At 44.9% G+C, this 2,323-nt stretch carries 2 protein-coding genes; both read right to left on the reverse strand.

What is annotated here, in order from left to right:
• Positions 1 to 89: 89 nt before the first annotated feature.
• On the reverse strand, positions 90 to 875 hold the full coding sequence (locus VMW39_07775) for a DUF1376 domain-containing protein (protein HUW23914.1): 786 nt from the start codon (positions 873 to 875) through the stop codon (positions 90 to 92).
• 131 nt (positions 876 to 1,006) lie between these two features.
• Positions 1,007 to 2,176, reverse strand: coding sequence for a site-specific DNA-methyltransferase (locus VMW39_07780; protein HUW23915.1), 1,170 nt, complete (start codon positions 2,174 to 2,176; stop codon positions 1,007 to 1,009).
• Between the last annotated feature and the right edge of the window lie 147 nt (positions 2,177 to 2,323).

Here is a 2,323-nt window from a genome sequence, read left to right on the forward strand (position 1 = left end):
TTCATTCTCTGTTAAAGAATCAGAGTCCTTTTCTAGCTTTTCAAGAAGTAACCAATAGAGCTTTATTTTTGCTTGTTTTATTTCTAGGCTCATGGGACCATCCTCTGCCGCCCTACATCACGCTCACCTATCTTTTTTACCATCTCCCTCTTGGCCTTCAATGCCAGATTGTCAAACCGCAACCTTAGCTTTCCCATGCTCAAAACATTCGCCATCTCGAAATCGTCCTGGAGGCAGAATAGAATCACCGTCCGAATCTCATTTGGATCCCACTCATCAACCTCTCTCAGCAACCGACATTGGTTATACCAGAATTCCTTCTGCTTTTCGGTTAGCTTTCCGGCCTTGGCACGGGGATTGTTCTTTAAAATCCCTTCAATCAGAAGTGAAGAGAGTTCAATATCCACGTCCGAATATTTTGTGTTCGGACATGGTTCTTTATCTTCATTCTTATTATTAAGAGAAGGAATAAGAGAAGAAGTAAGAGTGTTGGCCTTTGGTTCACTTTTGGTTGAAGGGTGGTTCGCCTTTGGTTCAACCTTTCCCCGCCTGGATTCTCCACTTTTTATGCCACCTTCTCTTGATTTTTTCTTCCAGGCCTGAATTTTCTTTCTTTCTTTTTCTAATCTTTTATTGAAAAGTTTTCCTTTTTTTTCATAAAAACATTGACCAACTTTTTTCCAAATGGATGGCCAGTTTTCCGGATTGCCACAAAGGGCTTTCAACTCATCCTGATTATTAGGAAGTCCCCGCTCTAGCCACTCATGGCTTAATAGGGTTATGTATGCCCCCCTCTCTTCCATGCTCATCATTATTACTTTAAAGTCAGATACAAATTCGCTTGGATAGAACTGGAACGCGGGCGGCTTATTCACTCACAACCTCCACTTGCGCCGGCTTCTTCAAACAGCCTTCGCATATCTCGATAATCCACATCCCATACTCCTTAACCGTGATCTCCTCATTCGGATACCGCTTGCCACAGAATCGGCAGAGGATGCCGGAGTCAGTAGGCGGGTTCATGGATTAACTCCTCAAAATTTAATTGATAACTAACCTGGGCTATTCTCCGCTTTGCCATCTTGCAATATTCGTATTTAATATCTATCCCTATAAATTGCTTTCCCTGCTCTTTTGCCACTACCCCAACAGTACCGGCCCCACAGAAAGGGTCTAGAACTATTCCTCCTTCAGGACAACCAGCCTTTATCGGCTTCTCACATAGCCTTTCAGGGAATACGGCAAAATGGGCTTCTGGAAATGGCTGAGTTGGTATTTGCCAAAAGTCGCCCGGGTTTGGGCCTTCCGGAGGACACCAGCGTGAATCCTTTTGACAAGCGTTTCCCCCGCCTTCTGGATGTCCAGTCCAGCCTTTACCCCCAGGTACTTTTACCGCCCCCTGGACTCCGAGGATTGCCCCCATTGTCCTTGTCGCACTCGGTATCTGAAATACATCGCCAGGATTCACACCGTTGTAATTAGGGTCGTTTTTATCTGGCTGATATTCTCGCCCCTTCGCTCCTCCAAAATCTACTTTTCCCCGACCGATTGTACTAACGGCGACAGGATTTTTCACCGCATCCAGATCAAAATAGTATGTGAATCCATACCACAAAGATACTTTCTTATCCTCTTTCCACTCCCAATCAATGCCCACACTCCCCTGTGTTCCAGGTGGTTGTTTATGTACCCATTCTCCCGTTTTCTTGTGTTGCCAGAGGAGGGTTTTATTATTCTTGGAAAACAGAAAGACATACTCCCATTTATTACCAAACCTATCCTTTACGGGGGAGGGCATCCCGTTAGGCTTGTACCAGCAAATTTTATTGCGTAATATCCAGCCATCCTCTATCAGCGACCACGCAAGGCGTTCGGGGATCATACAGAGGCACTTGGATGGTAAATCAATTTCATCTCTCGGTGTCAGACTTTGTTCTTTTGTGATTCCAGTTGAGGATGGATTTCCAGATATTCTCGAATTGTATGTATCCCCAATATTAAGCCACAGTGTACCCTCGTCCTTCAGCACCCGCTTTACCTCACGAAATACCTCAGTCATGTGTTCAATGTATAGCTCGGGAGTCGGTTCTAAACCGAGCTGTCCCTCAACTCCATAATCTCTCAATCCCAAATATGGGGGGGATGTCAGGCACATATCTATTGAATCACTTTTCATTGATTGCAATACTTCAAGAGAATTTCCGTTAATAATCATCTAATCCACAGATAAAAAAGGGGGAGCCGAAACTCCCCCAAGTAAAAGGAAGGAAGGAATAAACCGCTGTAGGCATAGGCGGCTCAAACTCGCGTTTCCTGGATGCCG

The sequence above is a fragment of the bacterium genome, assembly GCA_035530055.1.
In the GTDB taxonomy this organism is placed as follows: domain Bacteria; phylum UBA6262; class WVXT01; order WVXT01; family WVXT01; genus WVXT01.